This is a genomic window from Chitinophaga sp., assembly GCF_039596455.1.
In the GTDB taxonomy this organism is placed as follows: Bacteria; Bacteroidota; Bacteroidia; order Chitinophagales; family Chitinophagaceae; genus Chitinophaga.
In genome coordinates this window covers 195,577-213,322 of record NZ_JBCNJR010000008.1, presented here as the reverse complement: position 1 = coordinate 213,322, position 17,746 = coordinate 195,577, and the positions used below count along the sequence as shown (strand labels likewise).

The following is a 17,746-nucleotide window of genomic DNA, read 5'->3' as shown; positions in this document are numbered from 1 at the left end:
AGGATAAGCTGACACGCATGATCCGCATTCAATCAAGCACTTCCAAGCCAGGGTTTTCCTCAGCCCTGGCTTTACTCCTTCCCCATGCATACCCTCCGCTCCCGCTAATAATTGCGGTAGCCACTATTTCCAGTATCCGTAATGCTATTTCTTCTTTGCCTGCACGTACACAATACAGAAGCACCCCTGACACTATCAGGAGAATAATAGTAAAAAATACAGCGAGCAAAATCTTATGATGCAATCCATGACGTGGTGCATTTTTTATGAATTCGCCTTGCTGCTTCAGACCTTCCCTGGAAAGTTCATAATTCTGCTGAAGCTCAATTTTACGAAGTTCGTTTTCCTGATGACGCAGCCTTAATTCTTCCCGCTGCAATTCAAGAAATTCCCTTATAGATTGTTCGCCTAGGCTATTTGTTTGATTGTTTCGCTGCGGTAAATTTTGAGGCATATTTATAACCGGGTTTGAGCACCACCCGAACGGACCCGCCAACTTCATTACTACCTAAACGGGGAGGAATAAACCTGGCTGACACTACAGACGCTCTGTCCTGCTCGTACAGCCTGACAAAAGCTCCCGGTGAGAAAACAATCTCATTATGAGGTCTTAATTTTGCGTTCATAGTTCATAAATTATCGGAGGTATTGTACTTTATTTTCTTGTCTAAGCAAATTGGATCACGGATTTAACCAATGCCTTTCAAATGAAAAACGGGATTGAACAAGTAAAAAAAATTCGATGCTAAACGTGTTATTCAAAACTACAGAAAATAATATTCCTGCCAATGTACAACGCTTGTCATTTTCTAATACCTGAAAAACTATCGGTTATTATAGCATTTTAATCTGTAGATTCCGTGAAAAACTAGTAAGATTCTTTACTTTGCATGCATCAATAAGCCATGCACCACCTCCCACTCACATACCAACAAACAATATTCAACACAATAGCAGGAAAGATCACCACCCCTGACTTCGAAACCTGGCTCTACGCCCACCCTGAACTGGAAGGATACATAGGCCCGGAACGCTACCTCAGCCTCATCTCTTTCCGCTTCAAAACAGACAGCAGGTACAATCTCATAAAAATACTGGAAGCAGTAATTGACATGGGAGAATACGAAACCCACAAACTGCTGTCCCGGCTAAAAGAAGCACAAACACTAATTCCCGGCCTGCCGGAACTGCTGGAGCTTTTCTACTACCAGTATTGCGACGGCTACTATTTCCTGCAAAAAGTTGCCCTGGGGCAGGGCTTGTCAGTTGTTATCCATAAGGAAAACGGAAATGCGGAATTTGAGATCACGCCTGCCTCCTTTGAGGAACTGCAGACAGATATTGCACAGGTAATTCAATGGATAGCAGAAAAGAAGATCGTGCTCACCGGCACCAGGGATAACCTGAACAGGCTTGAATACATCGATCAGCGTGAACCATATGACCGCGAATAAAAAAAATGGAGCACCCCCAAAAACTGGTTGATGCTCCATCAATCTTCCAACAATCAGTACTATTTCGCCTGGTAACTATAATTCTTGTTATGAGATTGCCCGCCGGCAATAACCAGGTTTTCAACATTCGTTTCCGCTTTACCATCTACTTCCACCTTATAGCTCATCGTGATCGTATTAGCCTCCAAACCATTGATGCAGCTTGCGTTCAGGCTGCCGAAGTCAAAGGGCTTCACCGTTTCGAGCACATATGTTTGGTTAGCTCTGAATTCCTGCACACCCAGCAAGATATGGTCTTCATTACCCTGGGTTACGCCGTTTATTTTCCAGACAGGAGCGCCGTATTGGCTGGCGTCATGGTTTCCCGCCCCTATCCCGAAATCAACCTGGTCACCCTCGGCAAGACCGGTTACGGTAATAGTAACTTTCATGGATATTTTCCTGGCAGCCGGTTTGGGGTCGTCTTTGCTGCATCCCGTGAATATTAAACCTGCAATAGCCATCAGGCACAAACTGAAAATAATACGTTTTACTCTTGTAGTTTCCATTTCCTTTGGGTTAAATGTAATTAATGGCCCAAAGGTAAACCTGCCTCAAAATGCCAACAATACCGGGGAATAGGGCTTTTTACCCTCCTAATTACAGGAGGGTGGCTTACAGCAGCTTCTCCTGCACCATCAGCATCAACAGCTCCGCCGTGTTTTTTGCCCCGAACTTTTGCAGCAGGTTCTTACGATAGGTATCTACCGTATAACGGCTTAAATACAGCTCAGCGGCTATCACCGCGGTTGTTTTGCCTTCAGAGAGCAATTGCAGCAATTGTTTTTCTCTCTTTGTAAGTGACGGAAGGGGTTTGGCGTTCTTTACGAAGGCATCAACAATCAGTCCCTTCAACGCTGCACTGAGCACTACCTCTCCGCGCTGGGCCAGTTCTATGCTGTTCAGTATCTCCGCTGCGGGGGAGCTTTTCAGGATATACCCTGATGCGCCGTGCTGCAACAGCTCCAAAACGGTACTGCGCTCTGCCAGGTTGCTCATTCCCAATATGCAGGCGCCTGGTAATTGTGCCTTGATCTCCCTGCACAGGTCTATGCCGTTGCCATCCGGGAGCATGATATCCAGCAGCACTATATCCACGCTGTTGCTCTCCAGGTAAGACCGGAAGCTGCCTGCATCCGTAAAGCTCAATACGGCTGCATACCGGGGATCGGCTTCCAGGAGGTGTTTCATGCCTTCGATAACGATGGGATGATCATCTACTACAGCCAGTATTTTTTTGTGATCAGACATACAGCTCAATGTTTATGGTGGTGCCTTCAGCCGGGGTGGATTCAATATCCAGCCGGCCTTTCATGTAGTTCACGCGGTTGCGGATATTGCTCAGCCCTATTCCGTTTGAGGTGGCGAGGATGCCCGCATCGAAGCCGCGGCCGTCATCTTCCGCTGTAATAAGGAATACGTGGCCGTTTTGTATGCACTGCAGGATGATCTTGCGGGCATGGGCATGCCGGATGGCGTTAGTGAGCAGCTCCTGCACAATGCGGTAGATGTTGGCCTGCGCGGCAAGGGGCATGCCTTGCGCTATACCGTTTGCCTGGAACTCGATATGGGTATCATCCGTGCGCAGGGAAGCGCACAGGTCGCGCAGCGCTGTCTCCAGGCCGGATTTCAGCAGGCTGTCCGGCATCATGTTACGGGCAATGCGGCGCAAGTCACCAATGGAATCTTCCAGCTGCCCGATGGCCTCATCGAGATACGGAACGGGTTGTTTCCGCTGCTGGTCAGACAATTTTATCATGATACCGGAGAGCGCCCCGCCAAGGCCATCGTGCAGGTCTCTCGCCACGCGCTGCCGCTCCTGCTCCTCTCCTTCCAGCATGGCATTAGCCAGCTTCAGCTCCTGCTGCTGCTCTATCTCAATGAGCTTTTGCCGGGCCCGTTTGCGGCTGCTCCTGTAAAAGATCACCAGCAATAGCGAAATGGCCAGCAGCAACAGCCCCGCGCTGCCCAGCAGCCAGTTGGTCAGCCGCTGGTTCTTTTCTTTCATCTGTACCTGCTGCTTTTCCGCCTGCAACCGGATGATCTGCTTTTCTTTTTCCGCTACGTTGTATTTGCTTTCAATGGTGGCCAGTTCGCTTTTCAGCTTTTCAGGGTATACGCTGTCTCTTACACTGTTGAATTTCTTCAGCCACTCGTAAGCTTTGGGAAGGTTGCCCATTTTCTCATAGGTATCAGACATGTTCATAAAATAGATCATCCTGTTACCATCCAGGTTCACGGGCGTTTCATCAATGGCCAGCTGCAACGTTTTCCGGGCGGCCTCATACTGCCCCTGGACAAAGTATAATTTGTAGAGATGGAACCGCAGCTCGTTCAGCTTATATTGTTTGTTGAGCTTTTCCGCCAGGGCAATGCCGCGTTGCAGATGGGCCAGGGATTGGCGAGGGTTACCGGCGGTCCGGTAATACATGGCGGCGGAATTGCAATAGTCCAGGTTATATTCCGATTCCGGAAAAGGTTGCAGCAGCTCACCGGCCTGGTCCAGCAGGGGTTTTGCCCTGGCCAGGCTGTCCATATACACGTAGTTGTCCGTGGCAAAAAGCAGCGTGGTAACTTCGGTGTGTAAAGGCGGGCGGGCACTTTTGTAGTACGCCAGGCTTTTATCGAAATATCCGGCCGCTTTTGCATGTACGCGCAGGTTCATGAATACCATGCCTACATCCGCATAATATCCGCCAATCAGCATGTTTTCCCCGGCTTTTTCCGCCATGGGAATGGCTTTGGTGAGGATCAGGTTGACCATTTCCGTTAAATCGTTCTTCCGCTGGTACAGCGCCCCGGAATTGCGCCAGGCCCTTGCCTGGAACACGTAGCTTTCCTTTGTGCGGAACCTGCTGAACATCCCGGCGGCTTTGGCGTAGAGCTGCAGCGCCTTGTCTACGTCCGTATCAAAAAAATAACCGGCTTCATAGAAGCGGTGTACGGCCTGAAGGTAGCCGTTTTCTCCGCCGTATTTTTTTCCTGCCTGCAGGTAGTGCAGCGCTTTGGCGGTATCGGAATAAGACCAGAAGTCAGACAACAGGTAACTGGCGCGCGCCCGCAGGCTGTCCGTAAGCCCGTACTGTTCCAGCTGAACAAGACTGTCTACGTACTTTTTTTCATCCACCAGGGGCTGGGCCTTTGCAATAGTGAGGGCTGCCAACAGGATGAAGGGTATTGAAAATAAATGTTTCATATAGTCAGGCGCGGTAAATATACAGCAATCAACCAGAACAGGGGAAAAAGCAAAAGCGGCACATTTATTTGGCAAAATGTAAACTATACATTACATTTAGTAATGTAAAAATTACATTTTATGCGCTAAAATCCTTTCCCGTATGCCTACTGGGCCAAAATATTGGGGGCACTGATAGTGCTGGCCGGTATTGCCAGCTTTTTCTTCCAGCATCATAAAAAAGGGGTGTATGATTTCAATGACCTGGCGGCAGGCCTGAGCTGGGGCTTTGTTTTTATCTTCTTTTCAAAAGAGAACAGACGATGAAATGGTCCGGAGCCTGAAATTCAAAGCGCTGGCGGTAGCCGTCATTGTTGCGTTCTCCATCACCCACCTTTACAATTACATTTTTCTGAACTGGCGCCTGGAGCGGGGGAAAGACATCATCCTGTCCATCTCCGCCTACCAGTTCCTGGCGTTAACGCTCATGATGGCAACAGGTTATTTTTACTACCTGAAACACCAGATAACATCAAATGAACGGGAATGAAGAATCTCATAAAAGTGGAACGGGCAAGGAAAAATTTAACACAGGCGGAGCTGGCGGAGAAAGTAAAAGTAGCGCGGCAGACCATTATAGCCATTGAAGCAGGCAAATTTGTTCCTTCTACCATACTGGCTTTTAAAATTGCCGGGGTATTAGGCTGCAAACCTGACGAGCTCTTTGAGCTGGAAGAGGACGACTGGCTGTAAGTTGCGGCTGCAACACGGCCCAACCCTGCCGTAACCATGCAGGAAAACACTATGAACACTATAGGAGAACAGTACCGCAGGTGGACTTGCTACGGAATTGCCCCGCACAACGTGTTCACATGCCGTAAAAGGGTATTACTCCATACATTTTGAGCGGAAAAAGCATAAAAACAGGAAAAAAGAAACGGAAGAAAGGCGTAACAAACACAAAAATCAGGCAAGAAGGCATGAGTTTCCATCAACCCGGAAGATTGCAGGTAAAGTGACACTAAAAAAAATACGCGGCGTATAAAAAAACATCATTCCTATTCCCGTTGATTGAAGTTAACCACCAGCCCCGGTACAAAAGGGATGGCCGCATCTTCCGCTACCGCCGTGTACGGCCGCGGCGCCCGCTCCTCTTTACCCGGCAGTACCGCTATCACGTCTGCCGCGGAGAATTTGCGGTTGTACAACATATGCATCTTGCCGCCCTGCGCTACACAGCTCATCACCTCCAGCACCACGCAATACAATGCGCCCTTTTCCGCCGGCATCACCAGCGTAAGCGCCTCAGACGGCCGGCTCACGTCTACCAGCACCGGTGCGGAAGCCACGGCGGCGGCGTTTGTAAAGCCGGGCTGTACGCAGATGGCCACTGCCTTGATGCACAGGTGGGTGGCCAGCGGGTTGGCCGTGTACGCCTCCATGGCAGGCAGGTGTACTTCAATGCTGCCGTCATAATTACGGGAAACGGACGGCGTTACCGTCAGCACATGGGAAAGGTTGGCATGCTGGTTCAGGGAAAACCCCTCCAGCCCGCGGAAGTGCCGGGGAATAAAGCGTTTCTGCCGGTGCAGGTCATCTTCCCGCAACACGTTCAGCAAAGCCTTGTTGAGGCGGTTGCCCATGGCGTGTTCATAACGGATGTCCAGCAGCGGGTCCATGGCATGCCGCATGGCGGCGCCCAAGGTGCTGGCTTTACCGAAGTACCGGCTGCTGATTTTGGTGCGGGGGCTTTGCCGCACCTCAGCAGGCATGGAGCGCACGTAGTACTGCTTCCCTACGCGGTAGCCTATCAGGTCTCCTACCCGGCCGGTGAATTTCAATAGCCCTGTTTGCTTGCCCATAAGTGAATCGTTTTTAACTGAAGTTACGGAAAACGGGTAACCGCAGTTGTTAACAGCAGCAATAATGAAGCCGGGCCTGCATTTAGGCAGGCCCGGTTGTTACAATAGTGCATACAGCATCAGGTAAATCAGGGCAATTGCTGCCTGATCTTCGCCTCCATATCACTCCATGAGTAATAATGAAACACCTTCCCGTTGCTCATGGCCACCAGCATGCCTTTCGGGAACCTGGGGCCCAGCGCCACGGGGGTTACCTCAGACCCGTCGCTTTCTACGGTAGACACGGGTACTTCGGCCAGAAGGGTATGCTGGTGGGGGTTGCCGGCCGCCCCCTCCCGCGGGAACACCATAAACGTGTTGGCCTGCTGGTTAGACACCAGGATGTACCCTGTGCTGTCGGTAAGGGGATAAATGGAAATGCCTTCATGGTCAGATGCAAAACCGGTGGTACCGAAAAGGGCCAGCCCGGCAGCAGCGGTGTCATCAGGGTTGGCGTTATATTTCCGGATACCCACGGTTTCATCTGAACAGTATACGTAGCCCAGCGCATTATCTACCGCTATGGCCTCAATTTCCTTCTTGCCGCTGTATTGGCCGAATTTGCGCACCAGCGCGCCGGTTACATGGCCCTGCCCGTCATCCTGCAGGCGGTATTGCCAGAGGTAATTGTTCACGGGGCCGCTTTTACGGCCTACAATGGCAAATATGGCGGTATCTGCAGGGCGGGTGTACAAGGCCACGCCCATGGGCGCGCGCTCCGCCTCGCCTTCAAACACGGGTATGCCGCCGTTGTCTATGGCTTCCAGGCCGGGCAGCCTGAACACGCGGAGCTTGTTGGTTTCCCTTTCTGTGACCACAGCCACGTCTACCCGCTGGCCGCCCAGCAGCAGGCCGTAAGCAATGTCTACATTATTGGGGCGTTGCAGCCGTGCGGTTTTGCGCACTATTTTACCGTTGAGGTCAAAGGCATAGAGCGCGCCGTCACTGTCTTTATCTGTGCCGATGATGAGGCTCTGCAGCGTGTCTGCCGGGTTGATCCAGATGGCAGGGTCATCGGTATCGTGCACTACCTGTTCTGTGATCACTACGGGCTGCAGGGCGCCGGGGGCCTTGGGTTGCGTCTGGCAGGCGCTGCAAAGCGCTGCGCCGGCCAGCCATATTATATATTTCCTGGTCATGGTCAGAGGTCAAATTTAAATCCAACATTGTAGCGGGGGCGGTAATATTCCGCCTGCATGGTACGGTCTGAAACGCCCTGGTAGTAACGCAGCGGCTGGTTGGTGAGGTTGTTGGCCTCCCCGAACATGCGCAGCTGGCGGGTGAGCCTGAAAGAAGCGTTGGCGTCCAGGAAAAACTGGCGGTCATAATACCGGTCGTCAAACGCGGAGCCGCCCAGCTCATCCAGGTAGGCAGCGGCGTAGTTGCCGGAAAGCCGTGCGGAGAAGCGTTTGTTTTCGTAAGAGAGAGAGGCGTTGAACATATGCGGCGCCGTGCCGGGCAGGGTTACGCCGGTGCGCTTTTCCCCGTCTCCGTTATACACGCCTTCGGCGGATGATTTGGTGTAGGTGTAGTTCAGGTAAATGCCGAAACCTTTGAGGGCGCCGGGCAAAAAGTCGAGCTGGCGCTGAAGGGCCACCTCAAAGCCGTACACCTTCACCTTGTTGCCGTTGCGGGCCTGCTTGTACGTCCAGCTTTCACCGGCGGGCACGGGATTTTTTTCACCGGGATATTCGGCGGCAAATTTCTCCGTGGTATACTGCTCATCGTTGTACATGTAAATGAAATCGCGGATGTGCTTGTAGAACACGCCGCCGGAGAGGATGCCTACAGACTTGAAATAATGTTCTGCCATGAAGTCAAAGTTCCACGCGTAAGCGGCCTTCAGCTGCGGGTTGCCGGCGGCCAGCTCCTCATCGTCCGCCACGCTGCTGATGAACGGCGCAATGTCATAATAGTTGGGCCGGGCAATAGACGTGGTGGCGGCCAGGCGGAGTATGGTATTCGGGTTTACGTCGTACTTGAAAGTAAGGCCCGGCAACACGTTCAGGTAGCTGTTCTTCACGCTGCGTTTACCGGCCAGCTCTTCTTCTTCCTCCACAATATTCCCGTCATAATCTATCTGCGTATTCTCCAGGCGCAGGCCGGCAATCATGGAAAAGCGCGAAGAAAAGTCCTGGTCCCAGCGGATGTACCCGGCCGTGATGGTTTCTTTGGCGGTGAAGTTTACGGCGAGGTATTCCGAGGGATTATCGTTCTGTTCAAACAATGTGCTGTTGCCCAGCGCCTGGCTGCCCAGGAACTGTTTGGAAACAAACGAGCCGGGGTTGTATTGCTCACCGGGCTGAAAACCTTTGCCGTCTGAAGTGTACAGGGGGATGACCGACAGGTTGCCGAAGGGTGTAACGGGCTCGTACTCGAAGAAGTTATTGTTCCGCTTTTTGTCTTTCAGGCGGAGGCGGCTGCCTACCCGCAGGCGGCCTTTCTGGCCGGGCACCACGCTCAGGGGGAAGCGGAGGTTGAGCTTCAGGCCCAGCTCGTTTTCACGGGTATAGTCGTGGTTTTCGGAGAGCTCGTTAAACTCCAGGTCGTTATTGCTGCTGCCCGGCGTTGTAGCGAGGGGGAAACGCGGGTTGGCCAGGTTGAGCGATACGGGTACGCCTTCCTGCTCAAATTCAATATACCGCTCGTTAGGGCGGTCTTCACTGGCGGAAGAATAGCTGGCGGCCCAGTCAAGGTCTACCTTGCTGCCTATCAGGTGCTCCCCGCGCAGGGAATAGTTCTGCACGCGCTGGTCTTCCAGGCGGCGGCTCTTGTTGCGGCTGTTATCAATACCGCCCTTGGTTTGGCGGGATACGGCGCCGGTATAGCCGGTAAGGTTATCGTTAGCGTCATATTCGGGCTCAATGTCCTTGATGCCTGCGCGGTAACGGTTCTCCCGGTCGTCACGCCAGTTGTACATGGCGTTGGCATAGAGGGTGTTTTTGGAATTGAGCTTGTAATCAACCGCGGCGGAAAGGCTTCTGCGTACACGTTGCACGTAATACTTGCGTATTTCCAGCTCTTCCGTGAACACCCTGTCTTTGTCATCTTTCGCCCACACGGCCTCCACATCATCAGAGCCGTAATCATTGTTATTGTACGATGCGCTGACCACCGCGCCCAGTTTCCGGTTGAAGAAGCGGTTGCCCAGCACCAGCGAGCCGTTGTACAGCGGCCGGTTGCGGATGGGGTTGTAACCGCCGGAAAGCGTGGCAGACACGCGCGGGCCATTGGGCGCGGCGCGGGTGACCAGGTTGACGGAACCGCCAATGGCGTCTGCATCCATATCAGGCGTGAGCGTTTTGTTCACTTCAATGGTCTGCACCATGTCTGAAGGAATGAGGTCCATCTGCACGCGGCGGTTGTCTCCTTCCGCGGAAGGGATGCGGTCCCCGTTCAGGGTGACGGCGTTCAGCTCCGGCGCCAGGCCGCGGATGATGATGTTGCGCGCCTCCCCCTGGTCGTTCTGCATGGTGATGCCAGGTATGCGTTTGATGGCATCGCCAATGTTGGCGTCCGGGAAACGGCCTATCTGGTCTGCGGAGACGATATTGGTTACGTTGGGGTTGTTCTTCTGCTGGTTGAGGGCCTTGGCCTGGCCGCGCAGCCGGTCTCCCAATACCAGCACTTCCCGGCCGTGGATGCCGCCGGCTTCCAACCCGAAATTGACAACTACGTTGGCGCCGGCTTTTACGTCCACTTCGGTAGCGGCTTTTTCATACCCGATGTAGGTCACTTCCAGCGTATACCTGCCCGCGGGCACGCCCAGGAATTCAAACCGGCCCTGCTGGTTGGACACGGTGTAGTGGTTGCCCGGCCGCAGGCGCAGCGTGGCGCCGGGGAGGGACAATTGCTGGTTTTTGTCTACCACCAGGCCGGTGACGAGGCCGGTGCCCTGTGCATAAGCGGCTATGCTTAAACAGGAAAAAACGAGAAAGGATAAAAGTGTTTTCATGCGGTACGTCTTTTTTTCAGACAGCACAAAGTTGTGGCCCGGTACCGCCCCCCGGCAAACTTCCGGCGTGAACAAAAAGGCTACAGCCCTTTCCGGCAGCGTGAACAAAGGGGCAACAAACAGGCATTAACTTGCTGGTTCTCAATTGCTGCGTCCGTTACAAAATGCCTGTTAAGAAAACGTTACCACTAAAGCGATTGTATAAAAACCGCCAGGCTTTCCCCCTGCGGCAGGTTGAGTTTTTTGCGGAGGCGGTAGCGGAGCACCCGCAGGCTGTCTTGGGAAATACCCAGTAAAGTGGCAATATCTCCAGAGGGCAGGTTCATGCGCAGCAGGGCAATAAGCCGAAGGTCTCCCGGTGTAAGGTGCTCGCAGCAGCTTTTCAGCTTGTCGAAAAAAGACTGGTGCACCTGTTCAAAAATGCCCCTGAACTCGTCCCAATGCTGGTCCTGGTTAAAATTCCGGTTAATCTGGAGTTGAAGCTGTTTGAGTTGCTTCTTCTGGTCTCGCCGGTCTTCCTTCACCATTTCCTCCAGCCGGTTGTGCAGGTTTTCCAGCAGCTGGTTTTTCTGGATGATGTGGAGGGTGTGCGTGCTCAGCTCCTTAGACCGTACTTCCAGCTCCTGCTTGAGAGAATGCTCCTGCAGCTTTTTATGCTCCATTTCGGATTCCATCAGGGCTTTGGCAATCTCGTAATTCCGTTTCTCCTGTGCGTTGAGCAGCTGGGCGTTGCGGATCTTGAGGCGCTGGCGGCTGATGATCAGCATGGCCATGATGACCAGCAGCAGGCCCACCACTACCAGCGCCAGGGTGATGTTGCGGGCATTGCGGAGGCGGCCTATTTCATTGTTTTTCTTTTCTATGTCGTACATGGTCTGGAGCAGGGCCACCTGCCGGCCGTTTTCCCGGGAGTAGATCTGCAAGAGGTGGTGGCGGCTCAGTTCCAGGTAATAATAGGCGCTGTCGTTTTGCCCCAGGCCGTTGAAGGCCTTGGCAATATCCCGGTAGGCGCTGCAGGCCTGGTATTGTTCGTTGTGCCGCAGCGCCAGCGCCAGGGCGGCGCGGGTTTGCTGCAGGGCTTCCGCGTGGCGGCCGGTTTTGCGCAGTACGTCTCCCAGGTTGTTGAGCACTTCTATGCAGGCAATGGAGTCTCCCGTTTGGCGGTTGAGCGCCAGGGCCCGGCGGAAGTAAGGCGCGGCGGAATCATACCGGGCCAGGTCTTCATAAATACTGCCGATGTTCTCGTAGATCTTGGCCATGCCGCGGTGGTCATCTATCTGGAGGTACCGGGCCAGGGCGAGGCGCTGATAATAAAAAGCGCTGTCATACTGCTGCTGCTTTTCGTAGAGGTGGCCTATTTTACCATGCGTGAAGGCCATGCCGGCCTGGTGCTGCCCGCTGCTGTACAGCGCAAAGGCCTCATTGAACTGCTGCCTTGCCTGCGCGGGCTGGCGGTTATAATAATAAAGGGTGCCAATGTCAGTAAGGTTTTCCGCCTGCAGCAATGTTTCCCCCTGCTGTTGAAAGAGGCGGCCGGCCTGCAGGTGATAGTCCAGCGCCTGCGGATAGTGCCCCAGGTGGTAGCAGATGCGCCCCATTTGCCGGAAGCAGCGGGCGGCCTGCAAATAGTTCTTTTGCTCCAGGGCCTTGTTGCAGGCGTCTTTCCAGGCCAGGAAGGAAGTATCTGCCGGCGGGCGCACCTGCTCCGGTTGGTGGATGATCAGCGTTTTTTCTTCCTGGGCATGGAGCGCGCAGCAGCAGCCGGCCAGCAGCAACGTCAGGAAGGTGCGGTAGAACAACATCATACCGCAAATAAAACGTTCCAATGTTACGGCAATATTAAGCGGTGGGAGGAACATCCGCCAGCAAGCCCATAGCCGTCTGCTCTTCCGCCGATATTTTTTTGAGGACAGCCGCCGCTTCGCGGATGGGCCGTACATCTTCCGTGCGGCCCGCTTCGTCCAGCAGGGAAGATACCGCCGTCCACTGCGCGGCAATGTTTACAAATGCCTCATGCGCCTGTTGCAATACAGGCAGGCGCAGCAGTGCATAACTCTCCTGCAGGAAATCACGGTAGAGGTTTCTGAACAAGGCGCCGCCGGTGCCGGCTTTCTCCATCATCATGGCGGTGGTGCAAAAATCGCGTTCCCGGCTGGAACTGGTGTTGAACCACTTTTCAAGCTCGCCTGCCGTTTTCAGGATGCCTTTGTAACCGATGTTGGTGATGGGGGGATGCAGGTATGCCTTTGCATTGTTGCGGATGGCGTTGCGTACCGCTTCATCCAGGTTGTAAGGTTTCCCTTTATGCAGTGTGTAATAGAGGTTCTTTGATGCCATGGGGCCCTTTTCCGCCCTTGCTTTGGCCAGGCTTTCCAGCGATGTTTTGACGCGGCCGCCCTGTTGCAGCGTATCTACCAGGAAGGCATTTGCATCATCATAACCGTAAATAGCCGTGTAATGGCCGGCGAAGTGAAAAGGCTTTGAAAAATATTCCAGGTGATAACAGTCCAGCTTAAGGCCCACCGCCTGGCCTTCATTCAGCAATGCCTTCACCTCTTCCCAGGCTTTGCGGGCAGAAGAAGTTTCTTTCACGGTCAGCTGCAACCGCAGGTTGGCGGCAATGTTCTCCGTCAGCACATCAGGCTTCACCCGCCCGCCGATGAACGGAAAATCCATCGCCTTCATATGCCAGAAAATAAAGCCCAGCCCCTCTCCCAGCCCAAACAGCATGGGCTCCGACAGGGAGATCTGCTGCTGCAGCAATAACGTGCCGGTGGCGGTGGTTTCACAATGCTGCCCGGAGAATGCCTGCAGGTGGTTGATGATCATGGGAATGATTTATGAAAAACTACGTAAAATTTCTACATTTAAAGTATATGCGCTACAGTATAGTTCCCTTTATCTTGCTACTGGCCGCCTGCCATTCCACGGGCAGTACAGAATGGCCCGCCTACAACGGCGGCAGCAACGCCCAAAAGCATTCCACGTTAAAGCAGATTGATACCGCCAACGTGCAGCACCTGCAGGTAGCCTGGCAATACCGCACCGGTGATGCGGACACGGTTAAAAACTCGCAGATACAATGCAACCCGCTGGTAGTAAACGGCATACTGTACGGCATCTCTCCCCGCCTGAAGCTCTTTGCCCTGCATGCCGCCACCGGCGCGCCCAAATGGGTGTTTGACCCCTTTGAGAAAAATGCGGCGGCTAACGTGAACAACGCCCGCGGCCTGGCATACTATGCGGAGGGAGACAGCAGCGCCCGCCTCTTCTACACCGCAGGCGCATTTCTTTATTGCATCAGCGCGGCAGACGGCCGGCCGGTAAAAACCTTCGGCAGCAACGGCCGCATAGATTTGCATGATCACCTGGGAGAAAGCGCCAAAAGCCTGTACGTTACTTCCACCTCGCCCGGAATGATCTATAAAGACCAGATCATCATGGGCACGCGCGTATCTGAAGGCGCAGACGCCGCGCCCGGCCACATCCGCAGCTATGACGTGCACACCGGCCAGCTGAAATGGATATTCCATACCATTCCGCAGCCTGGAGAATTCGGGCATGATACCTGGAAAGACCCCAACGCCTGGCGTCACATCGGCGGCGCCAACGCCTGGGCCGGTTTCAGCCTGGATGAAAAGCGCGGCATTCTCTTTGCACCCGTAGGCTCCGCCGCGTTCGACTTCTACGGCGCCAGGCGGCTGGGCACCAACCTCTTCGCCAATTGCCTGCTGGCGCTGGATGCCAATACCGGCCGGCGCATCTGGCACTTCCAGGGCATTCATCATGACGTGTGGGACCGAGATCTGCCCGCCCCACCCGCGCTGGTCACCATCACTTATGAAGGGAAACCCACAGATGCCGTAGCGCAAACCAGCAAAACGGGTTTCATCTTCCTGCTCAACCGCGAAACCGGCAAGCCCCTCTTCCCCGTGGTGGAAAAGGAAGTACCGCATCAAAGCCCCCTGCCCGGCGAAGTGCTTTCACCCACACAGCCCTATGCCCTGCATCCAAAACCCTTTGTGCGGCAGGGAATGACGGAAGCCGATCTGCTTACACAGGTACCCGACTCTTCTTACCAGGATATCAAAACCCGTTTTGCCACCCTGCGCAAAAGCCACATGTTTGAGCCGCCCTCCAAAGAAGGCACGCTCATGTTCCCCGGCTTTGACGGCGGCGGCGAATGGGGCGGCCCGGCCTTTGACCCTGCCACGGGCATGCTGTATGTAAATGCCAACGAAGTGCCGTGGATATTGCAAATGGTAGACGTTGCCGCTAAGCAGAACGGCCGCGAAACCTTGCAGGCCGCGGGCCGGCGGCTTTACCAGCAGCATTGCATCAGCTGCCACGGGGCAGATAAAAAAGGCGGCGGCAACTACCCTTCCCTGCTTGACGTTGAAAAGAGATACACCTTTCAGGCCTTACAGGAACTGCTCCGTACCGGCCGCCGCATGATGCCGGCGTTCAGCTACCTTCACCCGGAAGAACGAAAGGCGGTTACACAATATGTCCTCAATATGCCGGCAGGCGGCACGTACACCGGCCCCACCGCGCCCACAGACAGTTTCCGCAACCTGCCCTACAACATGGCCGGCTACAAAAAATTCCAGACCAAAGAAGGCTACCCCGCCGTAACGCCGCCCTGGGGCACGCTCAGCGCCATTGACCTGAACACGGGAGAATACCGCTGGAAGGTGCCGTTGGGAGAATCCGCCCTGGGCAACACGGGCACGGAAAACTACGGCGCCCCGGTGGTGACAGCCGGCGGCCTGCTCATTATTGCCGCCACGCCAGACAGCAAGCTGCGTATTTTCAACAAACGCAACGGCGCGCTGCTCTGGGAAACCAAACTGCCCGCACCGGGCTTTGCCACACCGGCGGTGTATGAGGTGAACGGGAAACAATACATTGTGATAGCCTGCGGCGGCGGCAAGCTGGGAACAAAGCCGGGGGATAGTTATGTGGCGTTTGCGTTGGGGGAATAAAAAAGCGGGTAACTTGAAAGAAACCCGCCTTCCTCAAAAGCGTCTATTAAGTAAAGTACCGGATATTCACCAGCAGGTCCAGCCGCCATCTACCACCAGGTTGTGCCCGGTGATGTAGGCAGCCGCGTCAGACAGCAGGAACGCTACAGGGCCCGCTATCTCGGCAGCATGCCCCACCCGCCCCATGGGAGACTGGCCGGCCAGCCGCTCCACAAACGCGGGGTGTTGCTGTTGCACGGCCGGGTTAGGAAAAGGCCCCGGCGATATGCAATTGCAACGCACATTGCTGCCTGCCCAGTGTACCGCGAGATATTTTGTCATCTGGATGATGCCGGCTTTTCCAACACCGTATTCTACCGGGTTTTTGTTCATGGGCGCCTGGTACAGCTCCGCCCGCGGAGATACCATGCCGTACATACTGGAAAATAATATGATGCTGCCTTTCCCTTTTTCTTTCATCAGGCTGCCTACTTCCCTGGCCAGCACAAAACCGGCCGTGATACCCGTATGGTTCGCCCTGTCAAAATCTTCCGCCGTCAGGTCTTCCATTGTTTTGGCGGTAGAGGCGAATGTAAGGTTCACCATACCGGCAGGCACGCCGTACCGCGCCGCATTTTCTTTCACGAACGCCGGTATGGCTTCCACCTGCCCTACATCCAGCGTGGCGGGCACAACCTTCCCACCCGCCCCGTATGCTTTTGCAGCCAGCGCCGCCCGGTTGTCCAGGTCTACGCACAACACTTTTGCGCCGGCGCTGATAAGCTGCGCAATAACCGCCTGCCCCAGGTAACCCGCCCCGCCAAATACCCAAATCCACTGGTTATCCAGCCGTAAAAAACTATCTGTTCCCATGATTACATATTTTATCCGGCCTTGTTACGCGCAGGCCTCTGGGTCAAAAATAGCTTTAACCGGGCGTTGTGATTGCTACTTTTATTTGTATTGATGGTATGATCTTTCAGAAATGAAAAAAGGGAGGCATCAAAAAATGATACCTCCCTTTTCCTATATGTTCTCTTTATTTCATGATCTCATGCCCCAGCTTGTCCCGCTTCGTTTTCAGGTAAAACTCGTTGTGCGGGTTAGGACATATCTCGATGCCTACGTTCTCAACGATCTCCAGCCCGTAGCCGCTAAGCCCTGCGCGTTTGCGCGGGTTGTTGGTAATGAGGCGTATTTTGGTCACGTTCAGGTGGCGGAGTATCTGGGCGCCTACGCCGTAATCCCGCTCGTCCATGCCAAAGCCCAGCTCCAGGTTGGCCTCTACGGTATCGCGGCCTTCTTCCTGCAGCTTGTAGGCTTTCAGTTTGTTCATGAGGCCAATGCCGCGCCCCTCCTGGTTCATGTAGAGGATGAGGCCTTTCCCTTCCTTTTCCACCATCTGCATGGCGGCCTGTAATTGTTCCCCACAGTCGCAGCGGAGAGAGTGCAGGATGTCTCCCGTAAAGCAGCTGGAGTGTACGCGGGTGAGCACCGGCTCCCCTGCTTCCCAGTCTCCTTTCTTGAGGGCCATGTGAATGTCTCCGGAGTTGAGCTGTTTGAAAGCTACCAGCTCAAAGTTGCCGTATTTGGTGGGCATCTGCACCCTTACTTCTTCTTCAATGAGGGTTTCTGTGCGGAGGCGGTATTCTATCAGGTCTTTAATGGAGACCAGCTTCAGGTTGAACTTCTTGGCAATTTCCCGCAGTTCGGGCAGGCGGGCCATGGAGCCGTCTTCATTCATGATCTCCACCAGTACGCCGGCGGGCTCAAAACCGGCCAGTCGCGCCAGGTCTATGGTAGCTTCCGTGTGGCCGGTGCGGCGCAGAACGCCCCCTTTCTTGGCCCTGAGCGGAAAAATGTGGCCGGGTTTGCCCAGCTCTTCGGGGCGGGTTTCCGGGTCTATCAGCGCCTGTACGGTTTTAGCCCTGTCATGCGCTGAAATACCGGTAGTGCAGCCATGGCCCAGCAGGTCTACAGACACCGTGAAGGGCGTCTGGTGCAGGGCGGTGTTATCTCTCACCATCAGCTCCAGCCCCAGCTCCTCGCAGCGCTCTTCCACCAGCGGGGCGCAAATGAGGCCGCGGCCGTGAAGGCTCATGAAATTAATGATCTCTGGTGTTACGTTCCGGGCGGCAGTAATAAAATCCCCTTCGTTCTCGCGGTCTTCATCATCCACCACAATCACGAGTTTTCCCTGTTTTATATCCTCAATGGCGGACTCTATAGTATCCAGCATAATGTCTTTCCGGTTAGAT

16 protein-coding genes are annotated in these 17,746 nt (G+C 54.1%); 5 read left to right on the top strand and 11 right to left on the bottom strand.

Features of this window, described 5'->3' with window-relative positions; genetic code table 11:
• Nucleotides 1-28: 28 nt before the first annotated feature.
• On the bottom strand, nucleotides 29-454 hold the full coding sequence (locus tag ABDW36_RS21795) for a hypothetical protein (protein WP_343704043.1): 426 nt from the start codon (nucleotides 452-454) through the stop codon (nucleotides 29-31).
• A 451-nt stretch (nucleotides 455-905) separates the two neighbouring features.
• Here ABDW36_RS21795 and ABDW36_RS21790 point away from each other — a divergent pair, with 451 nt between their 5' ends.
• Nucleotides 906-1,454, top strand: coding sequence for a hypothetical protein (locus tag ABDW36_RS21790; RefSeq protein ID WP_343704042.1), 549 nt, complete (start codon nucleotides 906-908; stop codon nucleotides 1,452-1,454).
• Between the two features lie 59 nt (nucleotides 1,455-1,513).
• Here ABDW36_RS21790 and ABDW36_RS21785 read toward each other — a convergent pair whose 3' ends face one another.
• The 3 genes from ABDW36_RS21785 to ABDW36_RS21775 form a co-directional block, all read right to left on the bottom strand.
• Nucleotides 1,514-2,002 (bottom strand): hypothetical protein, encoded by a 489-nt coding sequence (locus tag ABDW36_RS21785; protein WP_343704041.1) that lies wholly within the window; start codon nucleotides 2,000-2,002, stop codon nucleotides 1,514-1,516.
• 106 nt (nucleotides 2,003-2,108) lie between these two features.
• The gene (locus ABDW36_RS21780; RefSeq protein WP_343704040.1) at nucleotides 2,109-2,744 is read right to left on the bottom strand and encodes a response regulator transcription factor; all 636 of its coding nucleotides are present in this window, start codon (nucleotides 2,742-2,744) and stop codon (nucleotides 2,109-2,111) included.
• Nucleotides 2,737-4,689 carry a sensor histidine kinase gene (locus ABDW36_RS21775; protein WP_343704039.1) on the bottom strand — a complete coding sequence of 651 codons (1,953 nt, stop codon included), beginning with the start codon at nucleotides 4,687-4,689 and terminating at the stop codon, nucleotides 2,737-2,739. Before ABDW36_RS21775 ends, ABDW36_RS21780 begins: the two co-directional genes overlap by 8 nt.
• 162 nt (nucleotides 4,690-4,851) lie before the next feature.
• Between ABDW36_RS21775 and ABDW36_RS21770 the strand changes: the two genes are divergently transcribed.
• From ABDW36_RS21770 to ABDW36_RS21760, 3 genes are read left to right on the top strand one after another with little or no spacing between them, the layout of a single operon-like run.
• Nucleotides 4,852-4,995 (top strand): hypothetical protein, encoded by a 144-nt coding sequence (locus tag ABDW36_RS21770; RefSeq protein WP_343704038.1) that lies wholly within the window; start codon nucleotides 4,852-4,854, stop codon nucleotides 4,993-4,995.
• 1 nt (nucleotide 4,996) lies between these two features.
• Nucleotides 4,997-5,218 (top strand): hypothetical protein, encoded by a 222-nt coding sequence (locus ABDW36_RS21765; protein ID WP_343704037.1) that lies wholly within the window; start codon nucleotides 4,997-4,999, stop codon nucleotides 5,216-5,218.
• Nucleotides 5,215-5,421 (top strand): helix-turn-helix transcriptional regulator, encoded by a 207-nt coding sequence (locus tag ABDW36_RS21760; protein ID WP_343704036.1) that lies wholly within the window; start codon nucleotides 5,215-5,217, stop codon nucleotides 5,419-5,421. Before ABDW36_RS21765 ends, ABDW36_RS21760 begins: the two co-directional genes overlap by 4 nt.
• A gap of 305 nt (nucleotides 5,422-5,726) precedes the next feature.
• On the opposite strand, the gene ABDW36_RS21755 is transcribed toward ABDW36_RS21760, so the two are convergent.
• The 5 genes from ABDW36_RS21755 to ABDW36_RS21735 all read right to left on the bottom strand — a co-directional run bounded on the left by ABDW36_RS21755 (nucleotide 5,727) and on the right by ABDW36_RS21735 (nucleotide 13,353).
• Nucleotides 5,727-6,530, bottom strand: coding sequence for a hypothetical protein (locus tag ABDW36_RS21755; protein WP_343704035.1), 804 nt, complete (start codon nucleotides 6,528-6,530; stop codon nucleotides 5,727-5,729).
• A 128-nt stretch (nucleotides 6,531-6,658) separates the two neighbouring features.
• Nucleotides 6,659-7,708 carry a phytase gene (locus tag ABDW36_RS21750; protein WP_343704034.1) on the bottom strand — a complete coding sequence of 350 codons (1,050 nt, stop codon included), beginning with the start codon at nucleotides 7,706-7,708 and terminating at the stop codon, nucleotides 6,659-6,661.
• Between the two features lie 2 nt (nucleotides 7,709-7,710).
• Entirely contained in the window at nucleotides 7,711-10,524 is a 2,814-nt protein-coding gene (locus tag ABDW36_RS21745) for a TonB-dependent receptor (RefSeq protein ID WP_343704033.1), read from the bottom strand.
• A 188-nt stretch (nucleotides 10,525-10,712) separates the two neighbouring features.
• A complete protein-coding gene (locus ABDW36_RS21740) occupies nucleotides 10,713-12,329 on the bottom strand; it encodes a tetratricopeptide repeat protein (protein WP_343704032.1) in 1,617 nt (538 codons plus the stop codon).
• Nucleotides 12,330-12,363: 34 nt separating this feature from the next.
• On the bottom strand, nucleotides 12,364-13,353 hold the full coding sequence (locus tag ABDW36_RS21735) for a BtrH N-terminal domain-containing protein (RefSeq protein WP_343704031.1): 990 nt from the start codon (nucleotides 13,351-13,353) through the stop codon (nucleotides 12,364-12,366).
• A gap of 47 nt (nucleotides 13,354-13,400) precedes the next feature.
• Between ABDW36_RS21735 and ABDW36_RS21730 the strand changes: the two genes are divergently transcribed.
• Nucleotides 13,401-15,509, top strand: coding sequence for a PQQ-binding-like beta-propeller repeat protein (locus tag ABDW36_RS21730; RefSeq protein ID WP_343704030.1), 2,109 nt, complete (start codon nucleotides 13,401-13,403; stop codon nucleotides 15,507-15,509).
• A gap of 66 nt (nucleotides 15,510-15,575) precedes the next feature.
• Here the strand turns inward: ABDW36_RS21730 and ABDW36_RS21725 are convergent, their stop codons facing one another.
• Together ABDW36_RS21725 and ABDW36_RS21720 are read right to left on the bottom strand one after the other, a co-directional pair.
• Nucleotides 15,576-16,361 (bottom strand): SDR family oxidoreductase, encoded by a 786-nt coding sequence (locus ABDW36_RS21725; protein WP_343704029.1) that lies wholly within the window; start codon nucleotides 16,359-16,361, stop codon nucleotides 15,576-15,578.
• A gap of 166 nt (nucleotides 16,362-16,527) precedes the next feature.
• Nucleotides 16,528-17,727 carry a bifunctional 3,4-dihydroxy-2-butanone-4-phosphate synthase/GTP cyclohydrolase II gene (locus tag ABDW36_RS21720; RefSeq protein ID WP_343704113.1) on the bottom strand — a complete coding sequence of 400 codons (1,200 nt, stop codon included), beginning with the start codon at nucleotides 17,725-17,727 and terminating at the stop codon, nucleotides 16,528-16,530.
• Nucleotides 17,728-17,746: the final 19 nt, after the last annotated feature.

Coding starts and splice junctions, on each gene's coding strand:
- ABDW36_RS21795 (WP_343704043.1), bottom strand. CDS start 454: ATGCCTCAAAATTTACCGCAGCGAAACAATCAAACAAATAGCCTAGGC.
- ABDW36_RS21790 (WP_343704042.1), top strand. CDS start 906: ATGCACCACCTCCCACTCACATACCAACAAACAATATTCAACACAATA.
- ABDW36_RS21785 (WP_343704041.1), bottom strand. CDS start 2,002: ATGGAAACTACAAGAGTAAAACGTATTATTTTCAGTTTGTGCCTGATG.
- ABDW36_RS21780 (WP_343704040.1), bottom strand. CDS start 2,744: ATGTCTGATCACAAAAAAATACTGGCTGTAGTAGATGATCATCCCATC.
- ABDW36_RS21775 (WP_343704039.1), bottom strand. CDS start 4,689: ATGAAACATTTATTTTCAATACCCTTCATCCTGTTGGCAGCCCTCACT.
- ABDW36_RS21765 (WP_343704037.1), top strand. CDS start 4,997: ATGGTCCGGAGCCTGAAATTCAAAGCGCTGGCGGTAGCCGTCATTGTT.
- ABDW36_RS21760 (WP_343704036.1), top strand. CDS start 5,215: ATGAAGAATCTCATAAAAGTGGAACGGGCAAGGAAAAATTTAACACAG.
- ABDW36_RS21755 (WP_343704035.1), bottom strand. CDS start 6,530: ATGGGCAAGCAAACAGGGCTATTGAAATTCACCGGCCGGGTAGGAGAC.
- ABDW36_RS21750 (WP_343704034.1), bottom strand. CDS start 7,708: ATGACCAGGAAATATATAATATGGCTGGCCGGCGCAGCGCTTTGCAGC.
- ABDW36_RS21745 (WP_343704033.1), bottom strand. CDS start 10,524: ATGAAAACACTTTTATCCTTTCTCGTTTTTTCCTGTTTAAGCATAGCC.
- ABDW36_RS21740 (WP_343704032.1), bottom strand. CDS start 12,329: ATGATGTTGTTCTACCGCACCTTCCTGACGTTGCTGCTGGCCGGCTGC.
- ABDW36_RS21735 (WP_343704031.1), bottom strand. CDS start 13,353: ATGATCATCAACCACCTGCAGGCATTCTCCGGGCAGCATTGTGAAACC.
- ABDW36_RS21730 (WP_343704030.1), top strand. CDS start 13,401: ATGCGCTACAGTATAGTTCCCTTTATCTTGCTACTGGCCGCCTGCCAT.
- ABDW36_RS21725 (WP_343704029.1), bottom strand. CDS start 16,361: ATGGGAACAGATAGTTTTTTACGGCTGGATAACCAGTGGATTTGGGTA.
- ABDW36_RS21720 (WP_343704113.1), bottom strand. CDS start 17,727: ATGCTGGATACTATAGAGTCCGCCATTGAGGATATAAAACAGGGAAAA.